The 25275-nt window shown below is 54.0% G+C and carries 25 protein-coding genes; 11 read left to right on the top strand and 14 right to left on the bottom strand.

Annotation, left to right across the window (positions count from 1 at the left end; genetic code table 11):
- Nucleotides 1-74: 74 nt before the first annotated feature.
- From IDSA_RS02895 to IDSA_RS02925, 8 genes are read left to right on the top strand one after another with little or no spacing between them, the layout of a single operon-like run.
- Nucleotides 75-512, top strand: coding sequence for a type II toxin-antitoxin system RatA family toxin (locus IDSA_RS02895; protein ID WP_034774041.1), 438 nt, complete (start codon nucleotides 75-77; stop codon nucleotides 510-512).
- 2 nt (nucleotides 513-514) lie between these two features.
- A complete protein-coding gene (locus IDSA_RS02900) occupies nucleotides 515-877 on the top strand; it encodes an RnfH family protein (RefSeq protein WP_034774043.1) in 363 nt (120 codons plus the stop codon).
- A 4-nt stretch (nucleotides 878-881) separates the two neighbouring features.
- Entirely contained in the window at nucleotides 882-1391 is a 510-nt protein-coding gene (gene sixA / locus IDSA_RS02905) for a phosphohistidine phosphatase SixA (RefSeq protein ID WP_157980777.1), read from the top strand.
- 17 nt (nucleotides 1392-1408) lie between these two features.
- A complete protein-coding gene (prmB, locus tag IDSA_RS02910) occupies nucleotides 1409-2323 on the top strand; it encodes a 50S ribosomal protein L3 N(5)-glutamine methyltransferase (protein WP_034774045.1) in 915 nt (304 codons plus the stop codon).
- A 10-nt stretch (nucleotides 2324-2333) separates the two neighbouring features.
- Nucleotides 2334-3443 carry a chorismate synthase gene (gene aroC / locus IDSA_RS02915; RefSeq protein ID WP_034774047.1) on the top strand — a complete coding sequence of 370 codons (1110 nt, stop codon included), beginning with the start codon at nucleotides 2334-2336 and terminating at the stop codon, nucleotides 3441-3443.
- Nucleotides 3444-3447: 4 nt separating this feature from the next.
- Nucleotides 3448-4026: an elongation factor P hydroxylase gene (locus tag IDSA_RS02920; RefSeq protein ID WP_051986026.1), complete on the top strand. Its 579-nt coding sequence runs from the start codon at nucleotides 3448-3450 to the stop codon at nucleotides 4024-4026.
- Between the two features lie 29 nt (nucleotides 4027-4055).
- Nucleotides 4056-4148, top strand: coding sequence for an entericidin A/B family lipoprotein (locus tag IDSA_RS11970; protein WP_415752591.1), 93 nt, complete (start codon nucleotides 4056-4058; stop codon nucleotides 4146-4148).
- The gene (locus tag IDSA_RS02925; RefSeq protein WP_232221252.1) at nucleotides 4149-5291 is read left to right on the top strand and encodes an ATP-NAD kinase family protein; all 1143 of its coding nucleotides are present in this window, start codon (nucleotides 4149-4151) and stop codon (nucleotides 5289-5291) included.
- A 23-nt stretch (nucleotides 5292-5314) separates the two neighbouring features.
- Here IDSA_RS02925 and IDSA_RS02930 read toward each other — a convergent pair whose 3' ends face one another.
- Nucleotides 5315-5635 carry a 2Fe-2S iron-sulfur cluster-binding protein gene (locus tag IDSA_RS02930; RefSeq protein ID WP_034774049.1) on the bottom strand — a complete coding sequence of 107 codons (321 nt, stop codon included), beginning with the start codon at nucleotides 5633-5635 and terminating at the stop codon, nucleotides 5315-5317.
- 252 nt (nucleotides 5636-5887) lie between these two features.
- Here IDSA_RS02930 and gpt point away from each other — a divergent pair, with 252 nt between their 5' ends.
- A complete protein-coding gene (gene gpt / locus IDSA_RS02935) occupies nucleotides 5888-6376 on the top strand; it encodes a xanthine phosphoribosyltransferase (RefSeq protein WP_034774052.1) in 489 nt (162 codons plus the stop codon).
- A gap of 63 nt (nucleotides 6377-6439) precedes the next feature.
- Here the strand turns inward: gpt and IDSA_RS02940 are convergent, their stop codons facing one another.
- Both IDSA_RS02940 and tsaA read right to left on the bottom strand, forming a co-directional pair.
- Entirely contained in the window at nucleotides 6440-8149 is a 1710-nt protein-coding gene (locus IDSA_RS02940) for a proline--tRNA ligase (protein ID WP_034774054.1), read from the bottom strand.
- Between the two features lie 73 nt (nucleotides 8150-8222).
- A complete protein-coding gene (gene tsaA, locus IDSA_RS02945; protein ID WP_034774055.1) occupies nucleotides 8223-8930 on the bottom strand; it encodes a tRNA (N6-threonylcarbamoyladenosine(37)-N6)-methyltransferase TrmO in 708 nt (235 codons plus the stop codon).
- Nucleotides 8931-9139: 209 nt separating this feature from the next.
- Here tsaA and IDSA_RS02950 point away from each other — a divergent pair, with 209 nt between their 5' ends.
- Nucleotides 9140-9787: a hypothetical protein gene (locus IDSA_RS02950; RefSeq protein WP_034774057.1), complete on the top strand. Its 648-nt coding sequence runs from the start codon at nucleotides 9140-9142 to the stop codon at nucleotides 9785-9787.
- A 74-nt stretch (nucleotides 9788-9861) separates the two neighbouring features.
- Here the strand turns inward: IDSA_RS02950 and IDSA_RS02955 are convergent, their stop codons facing one another.
- The 10 genes from IDSA_RS02955 to IDSA_RS03000 form a co-directional block, all read right to left on the bottom strand.
- Nucleotides 9862-10272 (bottom strand): H-NS family histone-like protein, encoded by a 411-nt coding sequence (locus IDSA_RS02955; protein ID WP_034774058.1) that lies wholly within the window; start codon nucleotides 10270-10272, stop codon nucleotides 9862-9864.
- A gap of 131 nt (nucleotides 10273-10403) precedes the next feature.
- Nucleotides 10404-12050 (bottom strand): electron transfer flavoprotein-ubiquinone oxidoreductase, encoded by a 1647-nt coding sequence (locus IDSA_RS02960; protein WP_034774059.1) that lies wholly within the window; start codon nucleotides 12048-12050, stop codon nucleotides 10404-10406.
- A 14-nt stretch (nucleotides 12051-12064) separates the two neighbouring features.
- Complete coding sequence (locus tag IDSA_RS02965) at nucleotides 12065-14290, bottom strand: putative bifunctional diguanylate cyclase/phosphodiesterase (protein ID WP_034774060.1); 2226 nt, start codon at nucleotides 14288-14290, stop codon at nucleotides 12065-12067.
- A 10-nt stretch (nucleotides 14291-14300) separates the two neighbouring features.
- Nucleotides 14301-16244 (bottom strand): acetoacetate--CoA ligase, encoded by a 1944-nt coding sequence (locus IDSA_RS02970; protein WP_034774062.1) that lies wholly within the window; start codon nucleotides 16242-16244, stop codon nucleotides 14301-14303.
- Nucleotides 16245-16246: 2 nt separating this feature from the next.
- Nucleotides 16247-17152 carry a hydroxymethylglutaryl-CoA lyase gene (locus tag IDSA_RS02975; protein ID WP_034774063.1) on the bottom strand — a complete coding sequence of 302 codons (906 nt, stop codon included), beginning with the start codon at nucleotides 17150-17152 and terminating at the stop codon, nucleotides 16247-16249.
- Between the two features lie 9 nt (nucleotides 17153-17161).
- Nucleotides 17162-19120: an acetyl/propionyl/methylcrotonyl-CoA carboxylase subunit alpha gene (locus IDSA_RS02980; RefSeq protein WP_034774065.1), complete on the bottom strand. Its 1959-nt coding sequence runs from the start codon at nucleotides 19118-19120 to the stop codon at nucleotides 17162-17164.
- Between the two features lie 3 nt (nucleotides 19121-19123).
- Nucleotides 19124-19906, bottom strand: a complete 783-nt coding sequence (locus IDSA_RS02985; RefSeq protein WP_034774066.1) for an enoyl-CoA hydratase/isomerase family protein — start codon at nucleotides 19904-19906, stop codon at nucleotides 19124-19126.
- A 9-nt stretch (nucleotides 19907-19915) separates the two neighbouring features.
- Complete coding sequence (locus IDSA_RS02990; protein ID WP_034774068.1) at nucleotides 19916-21523, bottom strand: carboxyl transferase domain-containing protein; 1608 nt, start codon at nucleotides 21521-21523, stop codon at nucleotides 19916-19918.
- 15 nt (nucleotides 21524-21538) lie between these two features.
- Nucleotides 21539-22708 (bottom strand): isovaleryl-CoA dehydrogenase, encoded by a 1170-nt coding sequence (locus tag IDSA_RS02995; RefSeq protein WP_034774070.1) that lies wholly within the window; start codon nucleotides 22706-22708, stop codon nucleotides 21539-21541.
- On the bottom strand, nucleotides 22705-23139 hold the full coding sequence (locus IDSA_RS03000) for a MerR family transcriptional regulator (protein WP_034774071.1): 435 nt from the start codon (nucleotides 23137-23139) through the stop codon (nucleotides 22705-22707). Before IDSA_RS03000 ends, IDSA_RS02995 begins: the two co-directional genes overlap by 4 nt.
- 104 nt (nucleotides 23140-23243) lie before the next feature.
- Between IDSA_RS03000 and IDSA_RS03005 the strand changes: the two genes are divergently transcribed.
- Nucleotides 23244-24428: an acetyl-CoA C-acyltransferase gene (locus tag IDSA_RS03005; RefSeq protein WP_034774073.1), complete on the top strand. Its 1185-nt coding sequence runs from the start codon at nucleotides 23244-23246 to the stop codon at nucleotides 24426-24428.
- On the opposite strand, the gene IDSA_RS03010 is transcribed toward IDSA_RS03005, so the two are convergent.
- Nucleotides 24420-25274, bottom strand: coding sequence for an EamA family transporter (locus IDSA_RS03010; RefSeq protein ID WP_034774075.1), 855 nt, complete (start codon nucleotides 25272-25274; stop codon nucleotides 24420-24422). The two genes, IDSA_RS03005 and IDSA_RS03010, sit on opposite strands and share 9 nt — an antisense overlap.
- Nucleotide 25275: the final 1 nt, after the last annotated feature.

Here is a 25275-nt window from a genome sequence, read left to right on the forward strand (position 1 = left end):
CAGAAGGATGATTCATGGCCAAAATTGCGCTATCATTCGTAGGTTTTATATGCAACCGGATGGCGAGGACGGACATGCCGACAATTGAGCGAAGCGCTCTGGTACCCTACAGTGATGCGCAGATGTATGCGCTGGTTAATGATATCGAAAAATATCCTGAATTTGTGCCGGGCTGCCGGCATGCTGAGGTGCTGGAGGCGACGCCGACCAGTAAGGTCGCACGGCTGGAAGTCAGCAAAGCCGGTATTGGTAAGTCTTTTACCACTCGCAACTTCCTGCAACCCCCTAACCACATAGGGATGGAACTGGTCGATGGCCCGTTTCGTTATTTGCGCGGTGGCTGGCATTTTGAACGGCTGGACGGGGATTCCTGTAAAATCATTCTGCGCTTAGATTTTGAATTTTCCAATCGCCTGCTGGGGATGGCCTTTGGCCGCATTTTTAATGAAATGCAGGGGCGTATGGTAGATGCTTTCGTCAGTCGTGCCAAAATTGTATATGGAACTGCCTGATAATGGCCAATGATAAAATTCAGATTGAGGTCGCTTATGCGACGCCGCACCGCCAGCTGATTATTCCGTTGCGGGTTGCGGCCGGAACGCCGGTGTCTGAATGCATTGCGCTGTCTGAAATAGCGCGTTATTTTCCTGAAATCGATTTAGCCAGCCAGAAAGTCGGTATCTGGAGCAAAACGGTGAAACTTGAGCATGAACCACGCGAAGGTGACCGTATCGAAATTTACCGGCCTTTAATTGCCGACCCTAAAGCCAGCCGTCGCCGCCGTGCTGAACGAGCAGTGGATGACGGTCGGGCCGATCCGGTCACCGGCGGACGCCGGCGACCGGATAAAAATGCCGAACAGCCGGAAGACGAGTAAACGAGTGACAATTATTCTTTATATTATGCGCCATGGTGATGCTGAGCCGGCACAGGCCCTGAGTGCTGATGCTATCCGGCCCCTCAGTGATGACGGCGAAGAGGAAGTTCTGCGCAGCACCGAATGGCTGGCAACGGAGCTCAAAGCGGCGGATGCTGGCGGGCTGGACTTACTGATCTGCAGCCCTTACGTACGGGCGCGGCAAACCGCCGCCATTATCGAAAGTAAAATCAGTGTCGAACGACAATTGCAGAATAACGACGTAACCCCCGACGGTGATCCGGCGGTTTTTGCTGACTGGCTGTTCACGCAGCTTCCGCAGCAGGGCGATCCGATTAAGCGGGTGGCGGTGGTTTCGCATATGCCCTTTGTCAGTTACCTGGTGGCGGAACTTGATCCGGCCAGCCAGCCGATGCTATTTCAGACCGCTGGTATCGCCGAGCTAACCCTCGACTGCGATAAGGGGCGTGGACGCTTTCAACGTATGGCAGGCACCGAGCCTGACTGGAAATAACTGACTGGAGATAGTAAGTGACATCATCCTTAATTCCGGCTGCTGAACAACTCATCAGTATTCGCGATATGCTGCGCTGGGCAGTAACCCAAATGCAGGCGGCCGACATCTATTTCGGACATGGTACCGATAATAGCTACAGCGAAGCCCAGGTATTGCTGGCGGCGGTGCTGCATCTTGATTTCACTCAGCTGGACCAGTTTGCCGATGCGCGGTTAACCCAGGACGAGCGTGCCGCTTTTGCAGAATTGCTGGAACAGCGCATCGAGCAACGCATTCCGGCCGCTTATCTGGTTGGCCAGGCCTGGTTTGCCGGGCTGCCGTTTCTGGTTGACGAACGGGTACTAGTGCCTCGCTCACCCATCGCGGAGCTGATTGCCCGCCGGTTTACTCCCTGGCTGCAACAAGCCCCCACGCGAATACTGGATCTATGCACCGGCAGCGGCTGTATTGCTATTGCCTGTGCTTATGCCTTTCCGGAAGCCGAAGTGGACGCGCTGGATATCTCCATAGATGCCCTGAGTGTGGCCGAGCAAAACATTGCTTATCATGAGGTGGAAGAACGGGTGATCCCCATTGAGTCGGATTTATATCAGGCAATTCCGGGTCAGCGCTACGATCTGATCGTGACCAACCCGCCCTACGTAGATGCTGAGGATATGGCTGATTTGCCAGCTGAGTTTTCCCATGAACCTGAACTGGGTTTAGCGGCGGGTAACGATGGCCTTGATTTGGTGCGTACCATTATGCGCGAAGCCCCTGAACATCTGAATGATCAGGGCATACTGATTTGTGAAGTCGGTAATTCAATGCTGGCATTGATCGCCGAATACCCGCATGTTCCGTTTACCTGGATTGAATTTGAACATGGCGGCGAAGGGGTGTTTATGCTTAGCAAAGCCGATCTGGTGCGTTTCCAGCACGAATTTTAAGGAGTAGGGCATGGCCGGTAATAGTTTTGGTGAATTGTTCCGGGTAACCAGCTTTGGCGAAAGCCACGGGCCGGCCCTGGGTGCTATTGTCGACGGCTGTCCGCCGGGATTGCCCCTGACAGAAGCTGATATCCAGACCTACCTCGAGCGCCGGCGACCGGGCCAGAGCCGCTTTACCACAGCGCGGCGTGAGGCTGATCAGGTGCGCATTTTGTCCGGCGTATTTGAAGGGGTGACCACAGGCACGCCAATTGGTCTGCTGATTGAAAACACCGACCAGCGCAGTCAGGACTATTCGGACATCAAAGAGTTGTTCCGGCCCGGCCATGCCGATTATACCTACGCGCACAAGTATGGCATCCGCGACTACCGCGGTGGTGGCCGTGCCTCAGCGCGCGAAACGGCCTTGCGGGTGGCCGCTGGCGCTATTGCCCAACGCTACTTAGCCGCTACCGCCGGCATTCGTTTTCGTGCCGGGGTGGTTCAGATCGGCCCCCATTCTACCGCGCCTGATGCCCCGGACTTTAACTGGGACGAAGTTGGGAACAATTTATTTTTCTGTCCGGATCCGCGCATGGCGGAAAGCTGTGATCAGTACCTGCGTGACTTGCTGAAAGCCGGTGATTCAGTGGGTGCCCGGGTACGGCTTGAAGTTCAAGGCATGCCAGTGGGTTTGGGAGAGCCGGTATTTGATCGGCTGGATGCGGATTTGGCAAAAGCCCTGATGAGCATTAATGCGGTCAAAGCGGTATCCGTTGGTGACGGTTTTGCCGTGGCTGGCCAGTTGGGCAGTGAGCATCGCGATGCGCTGACGCCTGATGGCTTTAGCAGCAACCATGCTGGCGGCGTGCTGGGCGGAATCAGTACTGGCCAACCGCTGGTAGCGGAACTGGCATTCAAACCCACCTCTAGCATCACCCAACCCGGCACAACAATTAATACCAGCGGTGAGCCCGCTGAAATTGTAACCCGTGGCCGCCACGACCCCTGTGTTGGCATCCGCGGTGTGCCGGTGGCGGAGGCCATGGCGGCGCTGGTGGTGATGGATCATCTGTTACGGCACCGGGCGCAGAATGGTGGCGTTAACCATAGTTACCCGGATATTGAGAACTCCGGCTAACGCTATGGCTATAGGTTTGTGTTCAAGTGTGCCCCATCATTATCCGGACCTGATCCGGATTTTTGATAAGTGTTTTTACACGGATTATAAAACCCGTCTGGTGGCCGGCGATGATGAGCCTTTTTATCAGCCAGCCGGTGAGTTGCCTTATCATCAGGTGGTTTTCGCCCATGGTTTCTTTGCGTCGGCGCTGCATGAAGTCGCGCACTGGTGCATTGCTGGTGAGAAGCGCCGGCAACAGTTTGATTACGGTTACTGGTATGAACCAGACGGTCGTGATGCTGTCCAGCAAGAGCAATTTGAGCAGGCTGAACGCAAGCCTCAGGCGCTGGAATGGCTGTTCTCGCTGTGCGCTGGCAGCCCGTTTCAGGTGAGCGTGGATAATCTCGGTGGTGCCGAGGTCGATCGTCCTGCGTTTACCCGTGCTGTGCACGAACAGCTGACAGCGTATATACTTAATGGGCTTCCTGAGCGCGCGCAGGTGTTTGCCAGGGCGCTGGCTGCTTACTATGTCCAGCCCTGGCCTGATGCGCAACGGATCAGGGGATTGATCACCACGAAAGAAAGGAGCACCACAAGATGAAATTACGCTATGTATTACTCCTGCTGTCGATGCTGAGCCTGGCCAGTTGTGCCACCGTTGAAGGCATGGGCGAAGACATCGAATCCGCCGGTGAAGCCATTCAGGATGGAGCCGACGATTAAGTGACCGCGCAGTTGTTTCGAATTGGTCTTATCGTTAATCCCGTCGCTGGCCTGGGTGGCTCGGTAGCCTTAAAGGGCAGCGACGGTGTCGAAACGACGGCGCAGGCGCTCAAATTAGGCGCTGTACCTAAGGCGACTGAGCGGGTGCGCCAGGCGCTTCAGGTACTCCACCCTTATCGTGATCAGGTGCAGTTTTTCACCGGCGCCGGCGGTTTAGGTGAGGATGCACTGCGCAGCGAAGGTTTTGCTGCTGAGGTGGTGTATACCCCTTCTGAATCCACTACAACTCCCGCCGATACCCGTGCCCTGGCCGAACAGCTAACTGACCGGCATCAGGTTGATTTACTGTTGTTTGCCGGCGGCGATGGCACCGCCCGCGACGTTTGCAGCGTTTGCCCGGAACAGCAACCGGTGCTTGGTATTCCCGCTGGCGTTAAAATCCACTCCGGCGTGTATGCTATTAGCCCGACTGCGGCCGGCAAGGTCGTGGAGCAGCTTCTCAGTGGTAAGCTCACCAGTGTGCTGCAGGCCGATGTTATGGATATTGACGAAGAGGCATTCCGCGCTGGCCGCGTACGCGCCCGTCGTTATGGCGAGATGCTGGTACCTGCCGAACTACGTTACGTACAGGCCGTTAAAATGGGTGGCCGGGAAAGTGACGAACTGGTGCTGGCAGACATCGCTGCCGATGTCATCGAGAATATGGATGATAACCGGCTCTATGTGATGGGCTCAGGCTCCACCGTAGCGGCCGTAATGGACGAGCTGGGGCTTGATAACACCTTGCTGGGGGTGGACGTGGTTCGTAACGGGCAACTGCTTGCTGCCGATGTCACGGCCAGCCAGCTGGAGCAACTGCTGGATGAACATGCTGAGCATGGCGCCGAACTGGTTGTTACGGTAATTGGCGGGCAGGGGCATATTTTTGGCCGCGGTAACCAACAGCTGAGCCCGGCGGTGATCCGCCGCATTGGTAAGGACAATATCCGGGTGGTGGCAACCAAAGCCAAGCTGAATGAACTGGGACAGCGGCCGCTGCTGGTTGATACCGGTGATGTTGAACTGGATCAGAGCTTAAGCGGGCTGATCCGGGTCACCACCGGCTACCGTGATGAAGTGCTGGTCCGCATCGACTCACCCTAGGTTTTTAGGTATCAGCCAGGCGATCAGAACTGTGAGCGCGGCAGACGCACAACCAGGCCGTCAAGTTCCTCGGTCATCTCAAGCTGACAGCTAAGCCGGCTATTTTCTTTCGGGTCCACGACCATATCCAGCATATCTTCTTCCTGCTCACTGGCCGGCGGCAGTTTGTCCTGCCAGTCAGGATCCACATAGCAGTGACAGGTCGCACAGGATAACACCCCGCCGCATTCGCCAAGGATACCGTCAATCATGTTATCGACGGCGGCCTGCATCACGTTCTCGCCAACCTCAACATCGACCTCAAACTGAGCTCCACGTGGATCAATAAAAATAACCTGTGGCATAAACTCATGGCTCCGTGTAATTATTTCAGTAAGTGATTAAGGCAATATTCTAACATAGACGAGGATGGTCAGTCGCCAACGCGCTGGCGGAAAGAGCGGTGGGTGGTGGCAGGTTTAACCCGTACTAGAAGTACGGGCTACAGTACGGGCTACAGTACGGGCGACATAATCCGAGCCACAACAAAGCGGGAAATCTTGGTATACTGGCAGGCATCTTAGTTATTTCATTCACTGATGTAGGAATTTTGCGCTATGGGTTGGCATACAAATCGTGAGTTTTATATTTCGTGGGAAGAGTTGCATCGGGCGACGAAAGAGCTGGCCCGCCGGCAGCTGCCAGCTGAGCAGTGGCGCGGCATCATTGCGGTGAGTCGCGGAGGCCTGGTTCCTGCGGCTATTCTGGCGCGCGAGCTGAACGTCCGCATGGTCGACTGTGTTTCGGTGAGTTCCTATGATCACGATAGTCAGCGCGATACGGTGACGCTGCTCAATGATGCATCGGCTACGGACGATGGTGAGGGCTTTCTGGTTGTTGACGATTTAGTGGATACCGGTAAAACCCTTAAATTTTTGCGTAAACGCTTCCCTAAAGCGCGGTTTATTACCGTTTATGCTAAGCCTGCCGGTGTTGATTTGGTCGATGACCATGTCGCTGATGTGGATCAGGAAACCTGGATTCACTTTCCCTGGGATATGTACCTGCACTATGTTGAGCCGCTGGCCGGACACGAAAGTATTTAGACTCAGGCAAAAAAAAGCCCCGCCGTGGTGTTCAGGGCGGGGCTATTTAGTTTTCACAGCGGTTTAGCTGATAAACTTCTGCAAGATCAGACGCAAGGCGTCTTCAATCGCAATTTTCTCTTTCTCACCAGTGCTGCGACTTTTATATTCAACCGCGTTCTCATCCAGGTTGCGCTCGCCGACCACGATTTGATGGGGGATACCAATCAGTTCCATATCGGCGAACATCACACCGGGGCGTTCTTTGCGATCGTCGAACAATACCTCAATACCGGCAGCAGTGAATTCATTATACAGCTGCTCAGCAACTTCTTTCACGCGCACTGATTTGTGCATATTCATCGGCACAATTGCGACCTGGAACGGCGCCAGAGCCAGAGGCCAGGTGATGCCATGCTCATCGTGGTTCTGTTCGATGGCGGCGGCGACGATACGGGATACGCCGATGCCATAACAGCCCATCGTCAGCGTTTCATGCTTGCCCGATTCGGTTAATACGCCCACTTTCATCGCGTCGGAATATTTTTTGCCGAGCTGGAAAATATGGCCGACTTCAATACCGCGTTTAATCTGTAAATGGCCTTTACCGCAAGGGCTGAGGTCGCCTTCGACGACATTACGCAGGTCAGCAGTTTCCGGGGTTTCCAGATCGCGGCCCCAGTTAATATTGAAATAATGGTAGCCATCTTCGTTTGCACCAGCAGCGAAATCAGCCAGCACCGCCACACTACGATCAGCGATGGTAAAGAGCGGCATGCCTACCGGGCCGAGTGAGCCAGGGCCTGCGCCCACTGCCGCGCGAATTTCATCGTCGCTGGCGAAGGTCAGGGGGCTTGCCACGCGTGGATGTTTGGCGGCTTTGATCTCATTCAACTCATGATCGCCACGAATTAACAGGGCCACCAGGTCGCCGTCGCTACCCTTCACAATCAGGGTTTTGATGGTCTGGGTGACGGAGACCGGAAACTGTTCGGTCAGTGCCTTGATGGTTTTAGCGTTGGCGGTGGCGACTTTCTCCATAGCAGCGGTGGCTGCCGGTGCTTCAGAGCGGTCAGGCACGGCTTCAGCCAGCTCGACGTTGGCGGCATAGTCTGAGCTGTCAGAAAAGGCGATATCGTCTTCACCGGACTCGGCCAGCACGTGGAACTCATGGGAGACATTACCGCCGATAGAGCCGGTGTCAGCGATGACCGGCCGGAAGTTCAGACCCAGACGCTCAAAGATCCGGCAATAGGCGGCATGCATGACATCATAAGTCTGCTGCAGGCTGTCCTGCTCCAGATGGAAAGAGTAGGCATCTTTCATGATGAATTCACGGGCGCGCATCACACCGAAACGAGGGCGTATTTCATCGCGGAATTTGGTCTGGATCTGAAACAGGTTCATTGGCAGCTGTTTGTAGCTGGTGATTTCTTTGCGCACCAGTTCTGAGATCACTTCTTCGTGGGTCGGGCCCAGCACGAAGTCACGCTTGTTGCGATCATGCAGACGCAGCAATTCAGGACCGTAATCTTCCCAGCGACCGGACTCCTGCCATAAATCAGCGGGCTGCACCATCGGCATCAGCACTTCTAAGGCGCCGGCGCGTTCCATTTCTTCGCGCACAACAGCTTCAACCTTGCGCAGCACCCGCAGGCCGCTTGGCGTCCAGGTATAGAGGCCGGCAGCAACTTTACGCACCATTCCGGCACGCAGCATAAGCTGATGACTGATAACTTCAGCATCAGCAGGAGTTTCCTTTAATGTACCTAATAAATACTGACTGGTACGCATGTGTTCCCCAATTCAAAGTAACGGATCGATGGCTTATCGAAGATAACAGAATTCTATCAGTAGCGGACCGAGGTCAAAAGTCTTTACTGATACTAATCACGTGATTTTCGGAATTGATAACCTGCCATTTGATGTTGAGGTCATAAAGTGACATGCCATAGACCTTATCTTGTTGCGTATTTTGTTTATAGGCAGGGCGGGGGTCCTGTTGCAGAACTTGGGCTATAAAATCAGCAAGCCCCGGATACTCTGTTTGCAAAGCGGCCAGTTGCTGCTCAGCTACGGGGCTGAAACAGGTGGTAAATCCAGCCGCTGGCTTATCCCCGGCAAAGCCACTTATGGCCTGCGGATGGCTGTCAGCATAAGTCAGGTAGGGTTTGATATCGATGATTGGGGTTCCGTCGACCCAGTCGGCACCGACCACCTCAATCCGGCTGCGGCCATCCTGATGGGTTACATCGGTCAGTTGCACCGCCGACATGCCAATAGCATTTGGCCGGAAGGTGGAGCGGGTAGCGAATACGCCTTTACGCTCGTTGCCGCCAAGTCGTGGCGGCCGGACCAACGGCTTCCAGCCGCCTGCCAGGGTTTCGTGAAACAGAAACAGCACCCAGATATGGCTGAAATCCGTAAGGCCACGCACACAGTCAGGGTGGCTGTAGGCCTCATTCAGAATGATTTGACTGGTCGCGGCGTTCACCAGGCCGGGCTGGCGGGGCACGGCAAATTTCTGACGATAGGGTGATTTTACATAACCGATGATATCTAACTGATGCTGCATATAAGGGAAACCTGAACCGGGGGTGGTCAAATTTCAGCATATTTTAGTCAGTTTGGCGAACCATAAGGACCCAGGCCGCATGACAGTCGCAAGCTAAAGTACATAAGATATTGAAATATAATGACTATAAATAGTTGGCATCTAAATTGCTTGTTATTCGTCGACGAAGAGAAACGATTTTGCTTTTATTGTATCTGGAGATAATAAAAATGAGCAGACAACAATTTGTATGGACCACAGCTTTACTATTAATCGGCAGTGTAACTCTCGCGAGCTTACCTTTCACCGCCAGCGCCGCCGATAAAGAAAAGCGTGTAGAGGCGACATATGAGGTTAACAGTGACACCAACCTGTACATTGAATCAGGGGTAGGCACCATTCATTTTCACCGCCATGACAGTAACGAAGTGATTGTTAAACTGCGCGCCACAGCGGACGACGATAACTTCTGGAAAAATGGTTCACTCGATAAGGTTGAGTTAGTTGCGGAGCAGCGGGGCGATAAACTGCGGCTTGAAGTTCCGGAGCAGGATGATATTGAGCTGGATTGGGATATTACTTTACCGCGGCTCGCAACCGTGAAAGCTGAGCTGGGTGTTGGTGAAATAAAAGGCGAGCTTTATGCAGCCGATTTATCTATGCAACTGGGAATTGGCGAAGTTGATTTAACGATATTTGGTGATGTTAAGTCAGTCGATGCAGAAGTTGGTATTGGTGAAACCCGAATAACCGGTCTTGATAATAGTCAGAGCGAACGCGCATTTATTAGTTCGAATAGCCAGGGACAAGGTTCAGGCAGTGCCCGGGTGGAAATAGAAACCGGTATCGGAGAGATCCGTATCGAAATTAAAGATTAATTGTTGATTTTAATTTAAACATAAAAAGCCCGCATATTATTGCGGGCTTTTTTTATTTCTAAGTTTATTCTTTGTTATTTAATTAAGTAATTATCAATACTTTCGCCGCGGACAATTGCAGCTTTAAGTGCATTGGGCATACGGCCCTGGCCAGTCCAGGTGATGCGCTCGCCATTGGCATCAATAATTGCATACTTCGGTGGCTTCGGAGCGCGCTTCCGACGCGTCTTAGGCGTTGCGGACAAGGTGGCCTCACCAACCAGGTCTTCCACGCCGATGCCGGCTTCTGTCATGGCCTGGCGAAGTTCGTCAATCTTGCGCTGCTTGGCAGCTTCCTGCTGCCGCTGCTGTGCTTCTTCTTCACGACGCACCGCAATGACTTTATCGAGTTTATTACTTACTTCTTCGAGTTGTGCCACGCTTAATTCCTTAGTCGCAGCTTTAAGACGTCGTCCGTGAGTTAAAATGTTTAAAAATTCACTCATAATTTAAATCCACCCAAGGTTAATTTGCGGCTCTATTAAATAGTATAAAAGGAAAGCTGACAATATTATTTTTTTGTCAGCCACATCCTACAAAACTATATTACAAAACAAGTATAGCAAATTAAAACCTATTACATATTCGGGTAATTCGGACCACCGCCACCTTCGGGAGTTACCCAGGTAATATTTTGGGACGGATCTTTAATATCGCAGGTTTTACAATGAATGCAGTTCTGCGCGTTTATTTTAAATTCCGCTTTGCCATCTACCTCAACCACTTCATAAACGCCTGCCGGGCAATAACGCTGAGCAGGCTCTGCGTATTCCGGAAGATTGACGTCCAGGGGAATGTCCTTGTCTTTTAAAACGAGATGGCAGGGCTGGTCTTCTTCATGATTTGTATTGGACAAATAAACCGACGACAGACGATCAAAAACCAATTTATTATCCGGCTTGGGATAATCGATGGGGCTATAATTTTTGGCTTTGCCGGTATTGGCGTAATCAGCAACGTCATCCTTAAAGGTAAAAGGCAGCCGGCCGCCAAACAGGTTCTGATCGACGGTGTTGTATGCGCCGCCAAGCCAGGTTCCGAATTTGTGAATGGCCGGGCCGAAGTTGCGCGAGCGGTAAAGTTCATCGTACAGCCATGAATCTTTGAGGCGCTGTTCAAAGTCCGGAAGTTCCGCTGGCGGATTATCCTGCTGCAATGCAGCACAGATCGACTCGGCTACAAGCATCCCTGATTTCATGGCAGTATGGTTGCCCTTGATCTTGGCAAAGTTAAGGGTGCCGGCATTACAGCCTGCCAGCACGCCGCCAGGGAACACCATTTTCGGCAACGAATAGAAACCACCTTTGGTAATGGCCCGCGCGCCATAGGTGACCCGCTTACCATCTTTCAGTGTTTTGGCAATTTCCGGATGCGTCTTAAAGCGCTGAAACTCGCCAAAGGGGTTCAGGTAAGGGTCTTTATAATTCAAATCGACAATCAGGCCGACGTAAACCTGGCCATCTTCGGCATGATAGAGGTAACCACCACCGGTCGTATCGCCGGTCAGCGGCCAGCCGGTGCTATGGACAACCAGGCCGGGCTGGTGCTGTTCCGCGGGAATGTCCCAGATCTCTTTAAAGCCCAGAGCATAGTGCTGCGGTGAACGGTCTTGGTTAAGCTTAAACTCTTGTTGCAGACGCTTACCCAGATGGCCGCGACTGCCTTCGGCGAACACCGTATACTTCGCCCGCAGTTCCATACCCGGTTCGAAGCTGCCTTTGTTCTCGCCATCAGCACCAACGCCCATGTCACCCGTCACTATGCCTGCAACGCGGCCGTCGTCGCCGGTAATGATATCCGCTGCCGGAAAGCCCGGGAAAATTTCAACGCCCAGTGCTTCAGCCTGTTCCGCCAGCCAGCGGCACAGGTTGCCCATACTGGTAATGTAGTTACCCTCATTATGAAAGGTCTTAGGCACCATAAATCCGGGCATACGGGTTGCTGATTCGCCGTTCTTAAAGTAGAAGATATGATCGTCTGTTACTTCTGTTTTTAACGGGGCGCCACGTTCTTTCCAATCCGGAAACAGCTCGTCTAAGGCGCGGGTTTCGAACACTGCACCAGACAATATGTGGGCGCCGACTTCAGAGCCTTTTTCAACCACACAAATCATTAGTTCCTGTTCATTTTCCTGAGCCAGCTGGGCTAATCTGCAGGCGGTTGCCAGGCCTGCAGGGCCAGCGCCGACGATGACTACATCAAATTCCATACTTTCGCGTTGCATAGCATTCTCCTGCACTATAAAAAGTTTCCGTCAGGTCCGTCGTTATCAGACCCGGGTTTGAATAATTTCGTGTTTAATTCCTGCGCCGTAACAGCCGGAGATAAATAATGTCCTTGTGCCAGAATACAGTCGCGCTGCAGCAAAAAGTCGACTTGCTGCTGATTTTCGACGCCCACCGCGATCAGGGGTAGCTGCAAATGCTGAGCCAGAATGATGAGCATTTCCACCAGTTTACTGCGGGTTTGATCTGTTGGTAAGGACGCAATAAGCTGTCCGCCAATTTTCATCCTGTGCGGCGGGCAGGCGGTCAGCATCTGCAAGGTATCCTGACTAATGCCAGATTGATGAACACATAGACGGATGCCGGTATCATTGAGCTTTTGCAATCGGCTTTGGCGGAACTGACAAAGCTGCAGGTAATCGGTTCCCGAAATGTCCAGCTGCACCTGATCTGGTGAAAGTTGCTGACGCCGGATATGCTCCGAAAGCAGCTCGGGTAACTTCGGAAGTGCCAGCTGCCGGCCCGAGAAGCTAAGCGCCACCGACAGATCCTGGTATCCCTGCTGATGCCACTGTCGTAGTTGTTGGAGCGCCGTTTTTATAATGGTTTCGGTAAGCGCTGCCATCAGGCCGGCGTTTACTATTACCGGCAGAAAGGTTTCGGGTTCTACCAGTGACTCATCGGCTAAACGCAGTCTGAGCAATGCTTCCACGGAAACCACCGCATTGGTCCGTAAATCAAATACTGGCTGATAGTGCACTTCAACCTGATTAGTTTCCACCGCTTGCCGAAGGCTGGTCATCAGTTCCAGCCGCTGCTCTAATTCCTGCTGCTGAGCCCCGCTATACAAGCTTAGGCCATAAAATCCCTGCTGTTTGGCGTGGGTGAGCGCAGTACTGGCGTGAGCCAACAAGGTTTCAGCATCAAACGCGGCGTTACCGGCAAAGGCTATGCCAACGGATACCGAGCAATAAACTTCCTGGTTACTGGTGAAGATCTGCTGCTGAATACTGTCGATACCAGCGCGGGCAAACTCCTCAGCCTGCTGCTGACTTAGATCCGGTACTAACATAATAAAGTTATCACCGCTGAGACGCGCAACCAGGCCATGGTCCGGACAGAGCTTTTTCAGCCGGTGGGCAATACGCTTAAGCACTTCGTCACCAATCTGATGGCCCAGGGTACGGTTGAGCGCGCCAAATCCATCCAGATTTAGATGAAAGACAGCCAGTTGATCTTGTTGCTGTGCAAGCCGGGGCAGGTTTTCGTGAAGATAACGCAGCACCGCGTTGCGGTTGGCAATGCCGGTTAACTCGTCACGCTCAGATAAATAAGCAAGCTGCTGCTCGGTTGCCCGTAAATTCCCCAGCTTATGCTCTAAGCTATCAGCATGTCGGCGCAACCTGTGGTTGGCCTCGCGATGCAGGAGTAGACGCCAGCCAATCAGCATGGCACATAAGGTTAAGATGACGCCCCCCCAGAATACCAGCCGGATCGTGGCCGAATACATTGCCTCTAAGCGGTATTCGGCCGGCCACAGGATGATTTCCCACTGATTACCGAGAATATTCAGGGGCTGGGTGACCGACCAGCTGTCCCGCAGCGTCGGATCGCCGGCAAACTGAAACACCAGGTGCTCGCGATCATGGATCTCAAGCTGATAGCCCTCAGTGATCTGGGTGCGAATGATACGATCAAAAAATGAATCCAGATTCACTACTACGGCGAAATAGCCGTTGTCGATGGCCCGCTGTACCTGGCCGATAATGACAATGTCATCCCCGGCCGGGGACAGCCGCCCGGCATCGCCGGTTAGCACCCGGTCGTTAACTTGTTGTTCAAGCTGGGTGCGTAATTGCTGGTTATCAAATTCTGGCTGAAAGAAATTACTGGCGTTATCGGCAGTGCTGGAAAACTCAATCTGAAACTCCTGATTGAGCCAGAGCACATGGCGAATTGCCGGATAAAATTCAAGCAGTGCCTGAGACTCTGTTGACCAGCGTTGCTGCAGCGGTACCGGGCTGTGCTCCAGCTCCCGCACAATCCACTCAGTGGCGAACAGATAGGTTAGCAACAGTTGTCGCAACTGAATTTCCAGCTGCCCTACATCATGATTAAGGCGCTGTTTAATTTGATCCTGCTCAACGGACAGCAGTATCCGGGTACTGCCCAAAGTCAGCGCCATCCCCACCACGAGGATGGCCGCTAACAGTTTGCTACGCCGGATTACGCTGTCCATGTCGGTAGGGTCACGACTTTAATTCGGCACGATCACGGAACTGCTCGAGAGCTTCCGGATTAGCCAGAGCGTCAGTGTTTTTAACCGACTCACCGTGAATAACCTGGCGTACGGCGAGTTCCACAATTTTGCCACTGATGGTACGCGGAATATCATCAACCTGGGCGATCACCGCGGGCACATGACGCGGGCTGGTGTTGGAGCGGATGACTTTGCGGATTTGCTGTCTGAGTTCGTCATCCAGGGTGCAACCTTCGCGCAGGCGTACAAAGAGCACCACGCGTTCATCGTCCTGCCAGTTTTGTCCTACGGCAATACTTTCAAGCACAGCGTCAATTTTCTCGACCTGACGGTAAATTTCAGCGGTGCCGATGCGTACGCCGCCCGGGTTCAGTACTGCATCTGACCGGCCATAAATAATCACGCCGTTATGCTCGGTCAGTTCGGCGTAATCGCCGTGGGCCCAGGTATTGTCAAAGCGGGCAAAATAGGCGTTGTAGTAACGCTGGCCATCGTCATCATTCCAGAAGCCTATCGGCATGCAGGGAAAGCTGTTACGACAAACCAGTTCGCCTTTTTCGCCGGTTACCGGCTCACCATCTTCATTAAATATCTGTACATCAAGACCGAGACCACGGCACTGCAGTTCGCCGCGATAGACCGGCAGCACAGGGCAGCCCAGGGCAAAACAGGAAACGATGTCAGTACCGCCGGAAATAGAAGACAGGCAGACATTGTGCTTGATATGGCGATAAACGAAATCAAAACTCTCGGGGGCCAACACTGAGCCGGTGGTCAGAATAGCCCGCAGTGCCGCCAGTTCATGATGGGCTGCTGGTTTATAATCGGCCTTTTCCAGTGCTGAAAGGTATTTGGCGCTGGTGCCAAACACACTGATCTGCTCTTCGTCGGCGATGTCCCAGAGTACTTTGGGTTCCGGGTAGAAGGGCGAGCCATCAAAGAGCACGAGGGCGGCTCCTGAAGCGAGGCCGGAAGCCAGCCAATTCCACATCATCCAGCCGCAGGTGGTGAAGTAAAACATCACATCATCGCGATCCAGATCGGTATGCAGACCGTGCTCTTTAAGATGCTGCAGCAAGGTACCGCCGATGCCGTGCACAATGCACTTAGGTACGCCGGTGGTGCCTGAGCTGTACATGATATAAAGGGGATCGTTGAACGCCATCGGCGTGAAGGTGAGGGAAGTCGCGTTACGATCCAGATAATCTTCCCAGCGGCTCACACCCTCGTCAGGCTGTTGGCCAAGTCCGGCAAAATCAACCACCAGGGTATGCTCAAGCGAGCTCAGTTCAGTGCGGATAGCGGCCACTTTGTCGCTGATATCAAGCTTTTTGCCGTTGTAGAAATAGCCATCAACCGTAATAAAGAGTTTGGGTTCAATCTGGCCGAACCGGTCAACCACGCCTTGCACACCGAAATCCGGTGAGCAACTTGACCAGACGGCACCTATGCTGGTGGTTGCCAGCATCGCGATAATAGTTTCAATGCAGTTTGGCATCATGGCAGCAACACGGTCACCGGCGGTAATACCCTGTGCGCGCATGGAGGCTGCCAGCGCGGCAGTTTCAGCATAGAGTTCCGCGTAAGTCAGTTGCTGGCGCTTACCATCTTCACCCCTGAATATCAGGGCAATCTGGTTATCTTTATGGCGCAGCAGGTTTTCCGCAAAGTTCAGTTTGGCATCAGGAAACCAGGTGGCGCCGGGCAACTTATCGGCATCCTCAACGATACGATCGCCTTGTTCACCAATCACGTCAAAGTAGTTCCAGAGGTAGGCCCAGAAGTCAGCGTCGTGGTCGACGGACCACTGATGTAACTCGTGGTAATTGGCCAGGGCCAGATCAAAATCGCGATTGACCTGCTGCAGAAAATCAGTCATCCGGGCGGCGGCAATTTGATCTGCGTCAGGTCGCCAGAGTATAGAGCTCGACATAATTAGGTTTCCTGTTTTGCCAGTTCAGCCAGGGCTACCTGTGAGCGCGGGCTATGATTCAGATGGGTACAGATCTGGGTGCCGGCATGGATTAGCTTAGCGAGATCGATACCGGTAGCTATTCCCATCCCCTGTAACATGTAGACCAGATCTTCGGTGGCCAGATTACCGCTGGCGCCGCGGGCATAGGGGCAACCACCTAAGCCGGCAACGGCGGTGTCTATGGTGGCAACACCCAGTGGCAGGCAGGCGGCAATATTTGCCAGGGCCTGGCCGTAGGTATTGTGAAAATGCAGCGCCAGGTGCTCAATGGGAACCTCTTCGGCTACTGCTTTGAGCATCCTCTGGGCATGCAGCGGGGTGCCGACCCCAATAGTATCGCCAAGCGATATTTCGTAGCAGCCCATGCGGTAGAGTTCCGAGGCAACCCGCACCACATCGCTTATTGCCACATCACCCTGATAGGGGCAACCGAGCACACAACTGACATAGCCGCGCACGCGGATATTCTGTTCCCGGGCAGCGGCGATCAGCGGCGCAAAACGGTCCAGGCTTTCCGCAATACTGCAGTTAATATTTTTCTGGCTGAAGGCTTCTGACGCGGCACCAAATACCGCTACTTCGTCAGCGCCGGCGTCGAGGGCAGCCTCAAAACCTTTGAGGTTCGGCGTCAGGGCAGCGTACGTGACGCCGGGTTTACGCGCGATGGTTTTAAAAACCTCGCCGCTGTCGGCCATTTGCGGTACCCATTTGGGGCTGACAAAGGCACCGGTTTCAATATAGGTCACGCCAGCGTCTGCCAGCGCATTGACCAGCGCGACTTTAGCGGTCAACGACACGGCCTGTTCGTTTTGCAGGCCATCGCGCGGACCCACTTCAACAATTTTTACCTGTTTGGGTAGTGCCATGGTTGGCTCCTATTCGTCTTCCAGGCTGATCAGCTCTGCGCCGTCACTGACCAGTTCGCCTGCTTTATAATAGACCTGCGCGACCACGCCGTCGCGGGGAGCCCGAATGGTATATTCCATTTTCATGGCTTCCATCACCACTAACGGCTGATCGGCGATGACGTTATCGCCAGCTTTTACCAGTACATCGACCACAGTACCGTTCATCGGTGCGGTCAGGGTGCCGGCAGCTGCTTCCTGCTGCAGGGTGTCGGCGATTTTGTGCCGGGTAAAGCGGATGCTGGCATATTCACTGAATACGGTGATGTCGGTGTCGGTGCGCAGTGCATAGACATTGAACTGATGGCCGTCGCGGGTTACCCGCAGGCGGTCCTGATCTGCTTCAGCCTGCCACAGGGTGTCTTGTCCCTGTTGCTGCCAGCCAGCCTTAGTGGCCTGCAGGGCGATGGTCAGCAGGTCATCCTGATGCTGCAGTTCGATATCAAACCGGGCTGGCTGGTTGAGCCGCAGACCGCGTAGTTGCTGCCAGGGTGAGCTGGTGGCTGCCTGTTGCTCGGCCAGTTGTTCCGCGAGTGCCGCGATAACCGCATAATCGTTGATCAGATCGCTGGTATCGGGGAACAGGTCCTGTTCATATTTCTCGATGAAGCGGGTTGTCAGCTCGGCGCGCTGAAACTGCGGATGGCTGGCAATGCGCCGTAAAAAGTCGATATTGGTGCGCACACCAGCAATGCGATAGTCATTCAGTGCCTGTATCAGGCGCCGCAGTGCGACGGTGCGGTTCTCACCCCAGACGATCAGTTTAGCCACCATAGGGTCATAATAGGCGCTGACTTCGTCGCCTTCGATGACGCCGCTGTCGATACGTAACGCGGAACTGGTTTCCGGGGTGCGCAGAACATGCAAGGTACCGGTGCTGGGCAGAAACTCATTGGCCGGATCTTCAGCATAGATGCGGGCCTCAAAGGAGTGACCGTTTACCTCAATCTGATCCTGCGCCAGTGGCAGGGGTTCACCACTGGCAATGGTTAACTGCCAGGCGACCAGGTCCTGGCCGGTAATCATCTCAGTCACCGGGTGCTCGACCTGCAACCGCGTGTTCATTTCCATAAAGTAGAATTTATTATCGGTGTCGAGTAAGAACTCGACGGTGCCGGCACCGACATAGTCGATGGCCTGGGCGGCGCGTACAGCGGCTTCACCCATTGCGGTACGGGTGCTGGTGCTGAGGGAGGGCGCGGGCGCTTCTTCCACAACTTTCTGATGACGGCGCTGAACCGAACAGTCGCGCTCGGCCAGATACACCCCGTTGCCATGTTCATCACAGAAAACCTGAATTTCAACATGACGCGGATTACCCAGGTATTTCTCGACCAGCATTTTATCGTTGCTAAACGAAGCCTGGGCCTCGCGCTTAGCGGACTGCAGGGCATCATGAAAGTGCCGCTCAGACTCGACCACGCGCATGCCTTTGCCGCCGCCGCCATAAGCGGCCTTGAGTAGTACCGGAAAGCCAATCTTGCGCGATTCTTCCAGTAACTTTTCTTCGCTTTGTTCGGTGCCATGGTAGCCCGGTACCAGCGGCACACCAGCGTCGCTCATAATGGCCTTAGCGGCGCTCTTGGAACCCATGGCGGCGATGGCGCTGGTGGGCGGGCCAACGAAAATAATGTTATTGCTGGCGCAGGCATCAGCAAAATCTTCATTCTCTGACAAAAAGCCATAGCCGGGATGGATAGCATCAGCGCCGGTGGTTTTGGCCGCGGCGATGATCTTGTCGATGACCAGATAGCTTTCGGCGCTCGGCGCCGGGCCGATATGAATACTTTCATCTGCCAGTTTCACGTGCTGCGACTGGCGATCGGCATCGGAATAAACGGCTACAGTACGGATGCCCAGCGCTCTGGCAGTACGAATGATGCGGCAGGCGATTTCACCGCGGTTGGCTATCAGCAATTTCTGTAACATTGCTTATCCTTGTTTCCAGTTAGGCGTTCGTTTTTCTAAAAAGGCACTCAGACCTTCCTGACCTTCGTCTGACACCCGAATTTCAGCGATACGTTCAATGGTGGTGCGGCGGGTTTGTTCATCCAGCGGCTGTTGATCCAGATCTTTAATCAACTGTTTGGCGGCGCTGACCGCGGCCGGGCTGTTGCCAAGGAACTGCTTGATCAGACGCTCAGCAGCCTGGTCCAGGTTATCGACCACCTCGTGCACCAGCCCGAATTGTTGGGCCACGCTGGCATCGAAACGCTCAGCGGACAACATATAGCGGCGCGCCTGGCGGGTACCCATGGCGCGCATCACATAAGGACTGATCACAGCCGGGATCAGGCCAATTTTCACTTCACTCAGACAAAAGCTGGCACCAGCTTCGGCAAGGGCCACATCACAGCATGCGGCAAGGCCTACGGCACCGCCGAAAGCGGCACCCTGAACCAGCGCAATGCTGGGCTTGCTCAGTTCGTCCAGACGTTGCATCAGGCGTGACAGCTCAGTGGCATCGGCGACGTTTTCGTCGTAGTTTTTATCGGCCATGGAGCGCATCCAGCTTAAATCGGCTCCGGCTGAAAAGTTGTTGCCGTTGGAGCGCAGCACCAGCACCCGCACATCGTCGTTGCGGTCGACCGCGGCCAGCGCATCAAGCAATTCAGCGATCATGTGATCGTCAAAGGCGTTGTGGACATCAGGCCGGTTCATGGTTAGCCAGGCGACCTGATCGGTCACGCTCAGTTCAATAAAACGGTAACTCATGAGTTCTCCTTACATCCGGAACACGCCAAAACGCGTGTCCTCGATCGGGGCGTTATTCGCTGCCGCCAGGCTCAGGCCCAGCACGTCACGGGTTTGGGCCGGATCGATGATGCCGTCATCCCATAAGCGGCCCGAGGCGTAGTAGGGGTGACCCTGCTTCTCATACTGTTCAACGATAGGCTGTTTCAGTTTGCGCTCATCTTCAGCGCTCATGGTCTCGCCTTTGCGGGCCAGGTTATCTTTAGTCACCTGCGCCATCACACCGGCGGCCTGTTCACCACCCATGACTGAGATGCGCGCATTCGGCCACATAAACATCAGGGTGGGATCGTAGGCGCGTCCGCACATACCGTAATTGCCGGCGCCGTAGCTGCCGCCAATAAGTACCGTAAATTTTGGTACCTTAGCGCAACTGACTGCGGTTACCATTTTGGCACCATGCTTGGCGATACCTTCAGCTTCGTATTTCTTGCCAACCATGAAGCCGGTGATGTTCTGCAGAAATACCAGCGGGATCTTCCGCTGCGCACAAAGCTCAATGAAGTGGGCGCCTTTCTGCGCCGACTCGGAGAACAAAATGCCGTTATTGGCGATGATACCCACAGGGTAACCATGGATCCGGGCAAACCCGGTGACCAGGGTGGTGCCATAATTTTGTTTAAATTCGTCGAAGTCGGAATCGTCAACCACGCGGGCGATGACTTCGTGGACATCGTAAGGTTTGCGCAGATCGGTGCCGACAATGCCGTAAATCTCGCCGGCATCATAGCGTGGAGGTTTGACCTCATGCTGTTTGACGGCATTGGCGCTACGATAATTAAGGCGGGCCACTGAGCGGCGTGCCAGCGCCAACGCGTGTTCGTCATTCAGGGCAAAATGGTCGGCTACGCCGGAGATCCGGGTATGGACATCGGCACCGCCGAGCTCTTCGGCACTGACTTCTTCGCCGGTAGCTGCTTTAACCAGTGGCGGACCGGCCAGAAAAATACTGCCTTGCTCTTTGACGATAACGCTTTCATCGGCCATTGCCGGTACGTAAGCACCGCCAGCTGTACACAGGCCCATAACCACGGCAATTTGCGGAATACCTTTAGCAGACATATTGGCCTGGTTGAAAAAGATCCGGCCGAAATGATCGCGATCAGGGAAGACTTCATCCTGCCGTGGCAGGTTGGCACCGCCGGAGTCGACCAGGTAAATACAGGGCAGGTGACACCGTTCGGCAATTTCCTGGGCCCGCAGGTGCTTTTTCACGGTTAGCGGGTAGTAAGTGCCGCCTTTAACTGTGGCGTCATTCGCCACGATCATGCACTGAATGCCTTCTACGGTGCCGATACCAGCGACCACGCCGGCCGCCGGAACATAGTCTTCATAACAGTCCCAGGCAGCGAACTGGCCTATTTCGAGAAATGGCGAGCCGCTGTCGAGGAGCTTTTCGATGCGCTGGCGCGGCAGCAACTTGCCGCGGGCCAGGTGGCGTTCCTGATATTTGGCGCCGCCGCCTTGTTTAATCTGATCGACCTTGGCATACAAATCATCGACCACCTCTTGCATCGATTTTGTATTCGCAATAAAGGTTTCGTCTTTCGGGTTAATTGCACTGGTTAGTACCGTCACGCTCGTACTCCCTGATTACACAGATTCACTGAACAGCTCGCGGCCGATCAGCATGCGGCGAATTTCTGATGTGCCGGCGCCAATTTCGTACAGTTTGGCGTCGCGCAATAAGCGGCCTGTCGGATACTCATTAATGTAACCGTTACCGCCCAGTAATTGAATAGCGTCCAGTGCCAGCTGGGTTGCCAGTTCCGCTGAGAACAGGATAGCACCGGCGGCGTCTTTACGAGTGGTTTCACCGCGGTCACAGGACTGGGCTACGGCGTAGACATAGGCCCGGGCAGCGTTGGTACGGGTATACATATCGGCTAATTTGCCCTGTACCAGCTGGAAATTGCCGATCGCCTGACCAAATTGCTTGCGATCATGAACGTAGGGAACCGCAACATCCAGGCAAGCCTGCATGATGCCTAGCGGACCTGCAGCCAGTACCGCACGCTCGTAGTCAAGACCGCTCATCAGCACTTCAACGCCGCCATCAAGTTCACCGAGAATATTCTCAGCCGGAACGCGGCAGTCCTCAAAGACCAGTTCACAGGTATTGGAACCACGCATGCCCAGCTTATCGAGTTTCTGCGCGGTACTGAAACCAGCGAAATCCCGTTCGATAATAAAAGCGGTAATGCCGCGGGATTTCTTATCGGGGCTGGTTTTTGCGTAGACCACCAGCACATCGGCCTCGGGGCCGTTGGTGATCCACATTTTGTTGCCATTGAGAACGTAGTCGTCGCCATCGCGATCCGCGCGCAGCTTCATGCTGACGACATCAGAGCCGGCATTGGGCTCGCTCATGGCGAGGGCGCCGACGTGCTCACCGGAACACAGCTTGGGCAGATACTTACTCTTTTGCTCATGGGTGCCGTTACGGGCGATCTGGTTGACGCATAAATTCGAGTGGGCACCGTAGCTGAGTCCGACTGAAGCTGACGCGCGGCTGATTTCTTCCATCGCCACCACATGCTCCAGATAACCCAGGCCCGAGCCGCCATATTCTTCTGCAACGGTCATCCCCAGCAGTCCGAGGTCACCAAATTTTTGCCAGAGATCAGCGGGGAAGTTATTGCTTTCATCAATTTCAGTAGCGCGCGGAGCAATCTCATCACGGGCAAACGCATTCACGGTTTCGCGGATCATTTCGGCGGTTTCGCCCAGACCAAAATTAAAGGTGGTGTACTGACTAATCATAACTTCTCCTGAATGGGTACGGCGTTGCTGACCGGTTGTGCTGATGCCTGATTCATCTCCGCGAGCTCATCGCGACAGCGTTCTTCCAGGTTAGCCAGCTCGACCAACAATACTTTGATATCTTCAAGTTGCTGTTGTAACGACATCTTTTTGTCGTCGATAAGTTCTAAAACCGTGTGTAGCTGACGGGCGCTGCTATTTTCCATGTCGTACAGGTCAAATAGCCGCTTGGTTTCGGCCAGCGAAAAGCCGAGCCGTTTGCCACGCAGTATAAGTTTTAAGCGGACGCGATCTTTATTGGTATAAAGCCGTGTCTGGCCTTGTCTGCCGGGAGTCAGCAACCCCTGGTCTTCGTAAAAGCGAATACTGCGGGTGGTAATGTCAAATTCCCGCGCCAGTTCGCCAATGCTGTAGGTTGTGAGATCGTTCATTTGTACTTGCATTTTGGCTTATGAGGGCGTTAAGCTTAAATCAAGTTGACGTTAACGTAAAGGTAAGAAGGGTCGTGTTCCAACGGCCGTTCGCAGGAGGATGAATGAAGTCGAATGACGCAGTAGTGATCGTTGCCGCAAAACGTACGCCTATGGGTGGTTTCCAGGGTAATCTGAGTGCTGTTAAAGCAACCGAACTGGGCGCTGAAGCCATTAAAGCAGCGCTGCAGGAAAGCGGGCTACAGGGTGACGACATCAGTGAAGTCATTATGGGTAACGTATTACCTGCCGGGCTGGGCCAGGCGCCTGCGCGCCAGGCCAGTCTATATGCCGGGTTGCCCCGTAAAGTTGGTGCCACCACTTTGAATAAGGTGTGTGGTTCAGGCCTGAAAACGGTGATGCTGGCGCACGATCTGCTGCACGCTGGCTCGGCTGATGCGGTTATTGCCGGCGGTATGGAAAGTATGTCGAATGCTCCTTATTTGCTCAAGAAGGCACGTACCGGCATCCGCATGGGGCATGATCAAATTCTTGACCATATGATGCTGGATGGCCTGGAAGATGCCTACGAAGGTAAGGCAATGGGCTGTTATGCACAAAGCACCGCCGATGACTACGGGCTGGGCCGCGAGGCGATGGATGAGTTTGCGATGGAATCGCTGAGCCGCGCCAAACAGGCGATCAAAGACGGTGGATTTGATAACGAAATCACGCCGGTTACCTATAGCACCCGCAAAGGCGAAGTGACCGTAGATACCGATGAAAACCCGGGTAAGGCGATGCCTGATAAAATCCCTAGTCTGCGTCCGGCATTCGCTAAAGAAGGTACTATTACTGCAGCAAACTCCAGCTCAATTTCCGATGGCGCTGCAGCGCTGGTGCTGATGCGCGAAAGCGATGCCAAAGCCAAAGGCCTGACGCCGCTGGCGCGGGTAGTGGGGCATGCCACCCATTCGCAAGCTCCGGCCGAGTTCACGATCGCGCCAATCGGTGCCATGCGTAAGCTGCTGGAGCGTACCGGCTGGGAACAGGACAGTGTGGATCTATGGGAAATCAATGAAGCCTTTGCCATGGTCACTATGCTGGCGATGAAAGAAATGGGGCTGGACCACAGCAAAGTGAACGTACACGGCGGTGCCTGCGCGTTAGGGCATCCGATTGGCGCAAGTGGCGCACGGCTACTGGTAACCCTGATCCACGCGCTGAAACGCCATAATAAAAAGCGCGGTATTACCTCGCTTTGTATCGGGGGCGGTGAAGCTGTTGCCCTGGCGGTTGAGCTAGTCTAATCGGCGGTCCCGGGATGCCAGCCATACTGCCAGCATTAGTATGGCGGCGCCCAGGCCCAGTCGCAGCCAGTCGACCTGCTGGCCCCAGAAGGCGAAATTGACCAGCAGGCCGGCCGGTATCAACATGTTATTCATGGTAGCCAGCTGACCGGTATTAACCCTTTTGGTGGCGATGTTCCAGGCGAGGTAACCAAGCCCGGAAGCGCCGAGCCCAAGCCACAATAAAATGCCCCATTCCAGGGTGCCGTGGGGCTGCATGGAAAAGTCAGCGAACAAGGCCATGGCAATACCGGTAGTCAGTGCGGCGCCGATAAAGAACAATGCGAATACATGCAATTGCTGGCGCTCGGTTCCCAATGGCAGGCGCTTATACATAACCTGACCGGCGGCAAAGCATAAGTTAGCGCCCTGAATGAGTAGAAAACCAGTGATAAAGTCTTCACTGGGCTGGTTAAAACGAATAACTGCTGCACCCAACACGGCCAATACAGCAGCCAGCCACCAACGTAACGGCAGATGACGCCGATGGAAAATCAGATCGTCAATCAGCGTGATGTAAAGTGGCGTGAAAATAGTGAACAGCAGCACTTCTGCTACCTGCAGATACAAAAAAGCATGGTAGAGCAGTAAGTACATGATACCGATTTGCACGGCACCAATACCGGCAAGTTGTAGCTGCCGGATAGCAGGCAGCCGGCGCGGCCGCCACAGCGGCAGAAACAGCGCCAGAGCCAGCAGCATGCGGATAAATACCGCGATATAACCGTCGACCTGGCCGGCCAGAAACTCTCCTATGAGTGAGAAGCTAGCCGCCCAGAGGGCAGTAACAGTCCAGAGTATCCACATG

Source organism: Pseudidiomarina salinarum, from assembly GCF_000753715.1.
Classification (GTDB): Bacteria; Pseudomonadota; Gammaproteobacteria; order Enterobacterales; family Alteromonadaceae; genus Pseudidiomarina; species Pseudidiomarina salinarum.